The 5,589-nt window shown below is 56.1% G+C and carries 4 protein-coding genes and 2 pseudogenes; 3 read left to right on the top strand and 3 right to left on the bottom strand.

All coding sequences use genetic code 11. The annotated features are described in order from the left end of the window. Positions 1 to 50 precede the first annotated feature (50 nt). Positions 51 to 245: pseudogene (locus tag FHT71_RS32410) on the top strand (hypothetical protein); the annotation flags it as partial. Between the two features lie 77 nt (positions 246 to 322). On the opposite strand, the gene FHT71_RS30965 reads toward FHT71_RS32410, so the two are convergent. The 3 genes and pseudogenes from FHT71_RS30965 to FHT71_RS30955 form a co-directional block, all read right to left on the bottom strand. Beyond that, positions 323 to 1,306 carry a helix-turn-helix domain-containing protein gene (locus FHT71_RS30965; RefSeq protein WP_165933229.1) on the bottom strand — a complete coding sequence of 328 codons (984 nt, stop codon included), beginning with the start codon at positions 1,304 to 1,306 and terminating at the stop codon, positions 323 to 325. 23 nt (positions 1,307 to 1,329) lie between these two features. Continuing rightward, positions 1,330 to 2,502: a type II toxin-antitoxin system HipA family toxin gene (locus FHT71_RS30960; RefSeq protein ID WP_132595279.1), complete on the bottom strand. Its 1,173-nt coding sequence runs from the start codon at positions 2,500 to 2,502 to the stop codon at positions 1,330 to 1,332. A 588-nt stretch (positions 2,503 to 3,090) separates the two neighbouring features. After that, positions 3,091 to 4,431, bottom strand: a pseudogene (locus FHT71_RS30955) (IS1182 family transposase). A 378-nt stretch (positions 4,432 to 4,809) separates the two neighbouring features. Between FHT71_RS30955 and FHT71_RS30950 the strand changes: the two are divergent. Both FHT71_RS30950 and FHT71_RS30945 read left to right on the top strand, forming a co-directional pair. Further along, positions 4,810 to 4,989, top strand: coding sequence for a hypothetical protein (locus FHT71_RS30950; protein WP_132595277.1), 180 nt, complete (start codon positions 4,810 to 4,812; stop codon positions 4,987 to 4,989). Between the two features lie 36 nt (positions 4,990 to 5,025). Continuing rightward, a complete protein-coding gene (locus tag FHT71_RS30945; protein ID WP_132595275.1) occupies positions 5,026 to 5,526 on the top strand; it encodes a hypothetical protein in 501 nt (166 codons plus the stop codon). Positions 5,527 to 5,589: the final 63 nt, after the last annotated feature.

Genomic DNA, 5,589 nt, shown 5'->3' with positions numbered 1-5,589 from the left:
CATTCCGTACATAGAAGGTACGATTACTGAGAGACGGCTTCGCGCCCGCAAGTCTGGCCGTTGGTGCAGATGCCGAGCAGGTACTTTACGTGACTTTGGACAAAGCGGCTGGCTACAAGTTTACTTATGAATCCGGGTCTATCGAAAATCCGCGTAATGACGCTTTCGTGAAGATTCTTGAGGGTTCAAAGCCGGCGTTTGTGAAACGCCGCCTTGCGTACCAGATTAAGTACCTCTCCGCTTGATGGGTGCCCTTCATGCTGACGTGGCCGAGTCCGTGGACTGCGGTCTTTGCGCCATCCCAGGCGGTTTGCGGTCACCGCTAGCGGCGCGGATGACGTGCTTTGCTGATGGGGCTATTCAACAAGCGTTGCACTTCCGCCTCGACGCGATTGAGCGAAAGCCCTGCCACGCCAAACCTCTCATAGAGCGACGTCAACAACGGGAGCATGCATTCGGCCAATCGGCTCTCGATGTCGTTGGCAGAAAACTTTGCCTCCAGCACGGCTTCATCGCTTCGCGCCGCATGACCTTCGACAAGCAGATCACTCAGCGGGTTAGCCCAGGAGCGCAACACGCGACCGCGCAGGCCCGTGAACATGGCGCGGAAATAAACCGTCACGGCTGTATCGGCATCTTTGCGAAGGAGCGATGCAAGCTTTTCCGCGTGCAACAGAACCTCACCCATCCGCCATAGGGGAAGCGTCGTGTCGAGAATCGTTCCGGCGGGGAATGTCTCTGCACCGTCTTCCTGATAACCGCGGATCAGGAACATGCGCCCCGAAGGTGCCGCACGCCAGAAATCGCAATGCGCAGGATCATTAAACCCGCGCTCGACTTCCTCGCCTTGCGGTGCAAGCCAACATTCAATCAGTCCATCAACTTCACGCGGCTGAATAGCCTCGCGTGTCGGAAGCCAGAACGGCGGCCAGCCCGTTTTGCGAACTACGGCCTTTTCAAGAATGCGTTCAAAGGCGATCAGCTCCGGCATCTTGAGATCGCCCTCAAGCCAGTAGTCGAACCGATACCAGCCATTTGGAAACCGCGCAGGCGAATCCTGGGGGAGCGGAGCAACCAGATTACGCCAACGCTCAAATGCATCGCGCACGAACCGGGCTTGCGTGTCCCCCTCGGTAGGCTCATCCACCAAACCCACGACGCGCAGGATATCGAGCGCTTTCGCCAGTGTCAGGGTCGTTTCACCACGCTCAAACGCAGCCATTGTCGGATGGCTGACACCCGCCAAAGCCGAATGATCTTTTTGTGTAAGACCTTCCGCCTTGCGACGGCGCAAGGTTTCTTCCACGTACCGTTGCCACGCGAGCGAGGCTATGTTTCCAGTATTCTCAGGCATGAATTGTCCACGATCTGTTTGAATCTATGCACGAAGCCGTCCGGCGGCTCCGCGTCGGGCGGACGGATAATGGATGCAGCCTTCTCCACCTGCCGCTTTAGCTGTCTGAATGTCTGGTCGATGGCCCTGTCCGGCAGGCCGATTTCCTTGCCGAAGGCACGGAAAATCGCCTGGTTGGCCGCTTCCAGATGGATTTTCTCACCGCCGATTGACAGCGCCAATGTCTGGTCGAACCCGTCATAAAATGCGGTGTTGACCACATCATAGGCGGGGGATAGCCGTAAGCCCGTTGGCGTTTCCAGAAGGGAGAAGTTTTTCAGGTGGGCATCGCAATTCCCGATCAGGGTGAAGACGATCACGCGATTGAAAAACCGCAAGAGGTCGATTGGGGCGCGCGATGAGTGCCGACGAATGATCGCGGCAATATCCTCGTAGGTCGCATCATACTTGCCTGCGTAGTCCTGTCCCTTGGGCTTGCGGAGTATCTGCGCACAGTCTTCGAGGCGCAGTTTCTCGCCGTTCGGTTTCCGGTCGAAGCGGGTAACAATGAGCGCCGTTTCGTCAACAGCCGCGATGAGCGAGGTCGTGAACGCGGTCACTTCCCTTTCGCCAAGGACGGCGGCGGTCCATCGCAGGCTCAGGAGTTCATTCCGAACGAGGTTGTCTATCCGGTCGGAATTGAATTTAGCGATATAGGGCGCTGATCCCGTCGCACTCGCGGGAACAAACCTGTTTTCATCGTCCTTGGTGACAAGCAGTTTCTTCTGCACACCTGAAACCGTGCGTCCGGGGCTGGCCGTGGCTTCGGTGATTTCCGGGAGCTGTGCGGCATCGACCGGCGGCCGGATGCTGACGGCCCCGATACAGTCTGCGCCGTAACGAAGGAGCAGCCCAAGGTCGTCTTCTTCAACGACATGTGCCGAACGTGCCTGTTGTTCGCGTAGCCATCCTTCCGGGCCGAGGTGCTGGAAGAACGGATGCAGGCCGACCTTCCATTCATGTTCGCGTTGCGTGGAGGGGAAGCAGCAGGCGATATTGCCTTTATTCCAGTCTGAACGATAGGCGAAGCGGGTTCCGCCGTTGGCCGTTTCGACCAACGTGCCGGCGGATTCATCCTTGAACAAAATGTCTGCGCTTCTCAGTGCCATTAAGTTATGCCTTCTCTCTCTACCTCATGAGCGCCCTATGGGGGCGTTAACGAAGCCATATGTCAATTGTGGTGTATGATTTGCGAGAAAGTCAAGTTATAACGCGATTGCATGCATTTCGCGCGAGAAAAGCAATCTTTAGCTTTATATCGGTCCGATCTGTGCCAGTCACAGCTCGCCTGTGAAACTATGGCTCGAATCTAGTGTAATAAATTCATTCGCGGCAGGCCGTTTAGAATTTTTCGGAAATGCGGCGATCGCTGCAAAAACGGAATTTCTTAAATCGTTCAGGGCGTCTCGGGAGAAATCCCGACCACCCTCTATGGCAAGCCACCAAACCGCAAGCGGTTTCACCCCGTGCGGGTGACGATCCTATGACGCAAAGACTATCGAGGATAGTCTCCTTAGGAGGGTGCATTGTCCAGTATCTGAACGTCTCTTGCCGCCGAGGCGGATCGTCTGCCTTCGGCGGATATCGTTGAAAAACTCGATGGATTGGCCGCTTAGCCCGCCGTTTAGGGGTTTTGGGCAGGGAGTTATCGGTTATCTGCCCTGCGCCTGTGCGCAAGGTATCGAGTTATGCCGCTCTTATACGGCGAAGACGCCGTGCGGCGACCTTTGTGGTCTGAGTTTGGCCAGTCTCCTGAGGTTTTGGGCGGTTGCTGCAAGCAGGAATTCGTCTCGCGCCCCGCACGGACCTCGCAGCCTCAAGCGGGCCATCCGAAGAATGCGCTTCAAGTGTGCGAAGAGCATCTCGACCTTCTTGCGACGATGCCGGGACTGCTCATATTCTGGCGTGGCAGCAATCGCTCGGGCGACATCGCGGGCATCTTCGTTGAGATCACGCGGTACCTTGCGTGCAACCGCATTCGGACAGCAGCGCTGTTTGAGTTCACAGGCGTCGCAGTCCTTCTTGCTGGCGCGATAGAGCCGTGTCCCTTCGCTCGTGATCCCCGATCTGGGCGTTGCATAGGTTCGGTGGAACTGCTTCAGCTCCTTGGCCGCCGGGCAGATGTAGCGATCACTCTCACTGTCCCAGGTGAAGTCCGAGCGCGAGAAGGTCCCGTCGGTCCGGTTCGATTTGTCGAAGACAGGAATGTGGGGCGCGATCTTCTTTTCCTTGACCAGCCAAGCCAGATTGTCGGCAGAACCATAGGCGCTGTCAGCAGCGAGATAGTCCGGCTTCAAGCCGAAGCGGTTCTCTGTCCTATCGATCATCGTGCGGGATGCTCCCACCTCCGCCTGGCGGATGGCGCATGTCGCCTCCACATCGAGGATGACGCCGTGATCGGTATCGATCAGATAGTTGGTGGCGGAGGCGAAGAAGGCATGGCCTTTGTGAGCACCGGTCCATTGAGCTGCCGGATCGGATGGGGAGATGAACTTCGGCGTTACGGCAGAGGGAGCACCAAAAGCCGCGTCATCGAGAACCGCCAGATATTCCTGCACCGATCGACCGGCATCCTCGTTGGATTCCCATTCCGCGCCAGGCACCGAGCGCTGCTTGTTGGCGTCCGCCGCGATCAAGCTGGCATCGATGGCAAAGCCTTCCGCGCCGACCAGTCCCTGCGCCAGACAGCGCTCCACCACCGTCTCGAAGATATGCCGCAGGATGTCGCTTTGCCGGAACCGGCCATGACGGTTCTTCGAGAAGCTGGAATGGTCCGGCACCTTGCCGTCCAGACCAAGGCGGCAGAACCAGCGATAGGCGAGATTGAGATGGACCTCTACCCGATGATCAGCATCCGTATCATCAGCTCGGGATCAATTGAGGGACGGCCGGTAGCTGTAGAACTGCTTCAACTGCGCTCGAACGCTATCCAGGTCGAGATGGCGGTCAATCCCGCGCAGCAGATGGTCTATAGGCACGTGATCATCGAGGCAGAAGTCGTAAAAGAGTTGCGCCGGAACTGTCTGACATCCCATCATTCGCCTGATCCCACAAATCACTCAGAGGAGTGAATCACGCGTCCCAAGCCTCGGCAATGGCGAGTTTTTCAACAGTATCGGCCCTTTGCAGACATCGAAATTTGTAGTGATTTGCCTTACCGTTTGGAAATTGCGCCGTGATAGGAATTGCAACCAAAGAGAGATCATAAACAGGACTGCTAGCCAAAGGGAACGGTCTTGAGGGCGATTACACTTCTGGTATCAACGGTGGGAATTTACTTGATTTCGCTTTCCGCTATGGCGGAGCCGAAGCGGCAATCGGCCTATGATGATAGGCCGATGACATGCGCAGTGCTTTACAGAGCCTTGGCAAGCGCTAGTAAGGACACTGGGGACGAAGCAAATTCCGATCGATACATGGCCAAGTTCAAGGTCTTATATGAACAGGGCGTTGCAAATGTTCTGGCAGTAGGCGGCACAAGGGAGCAAGCCCACAAGGCCACCCAAAACTTTGCCGATATCATTGAGGAAATGGCCATTTCAAAGCCCGAGGCGGTGCCTTCGTTAGTAGCGATGTGCAAGCGCGAGTATCCTTGACCGCGCTTCAGTAGGGAAAGAAGGACTTTGCCAGGGATGCTGCATGTGATCTTGTTCAGACGTATTCTTCTTTTAGCAGCCCTCTTCGCGGCACCGCCCGTGTGCCTAGCAAGTCCGTTGTACATGACCTCTTTACATGAGTCGCTGCTAGGTACTCCCATGGGCAGCATTCGAAAAATGGGCACTTTGACGGCACCAGATTTCGAGGCGGTATGTATTCTCCGCCCATATCAGGATCGACTGGACATAAGCGGCGACCTCGCCGCAAGGGTAAATGTTCATCTCGCGAAGATCGAGTATTCCTCCGATGAGGGACACTTCGCCTTTGTTTTCGTCAGAAAGCAAGGCATCGAAATAGAACGGATCAAGCGATCACAAAAACTGGATTTCTTTGGCAATCGAAAGCTGCCGGCGGCAATTTCCGATGCCGTGCCTCACAATTTTTCCCAAGAAGACTGTGCTAGTGGGCCTTCCGCTACCATCATCAAGATAACGTTCGACGACCGGACCTACTTCCTCTTTGGTCAGGCACCGTAACAACAACATTGTGAACGATGACCGCTTGTAGCGCTCTGGCGGACGAGGCTGTTGTCGCCTTCC

The organism is Rhizobium sp. BK060 (genome assembly GCF_014193145.1).
GTDB lineage: Bacteria > Pseudomonadota > Alphaproteobacteria > Rhizobiales > Rhizobiaceae > Rhizobium.
The sequence above is the reverse complement of the archived record's forward strand: the minus strand, read 5'-3'. Positions and strand labels throughout refer to the sequence as shown.

What these genes read in the sequence shown, in the direction of transcription:
- FHT71_RS30960 (WP_132595279.1), bottom strand. Translation starts at nt 2,502, where the DNA reads ATGGCACTGAGAAGCGCAGACATTTTGTTCAAGGATGAATCCGCCGGC.
- FHT71_RS30950 (WP_132595277.1), top strand. Translation starts at nt 4,810, where the DNA reads ATGGCCAAGTTCAAGGTCTTATATGAACAGGGCGTTGCAAATGTTCTG.
- FHT71_RS30945 (WP_132595275.1), top strand. Translation starts at nt 5,026, where the DNA reads ATGCTGCATGTGATCTTGTTCAGACGTATTCTTCTTTTAGCAGCCCTC.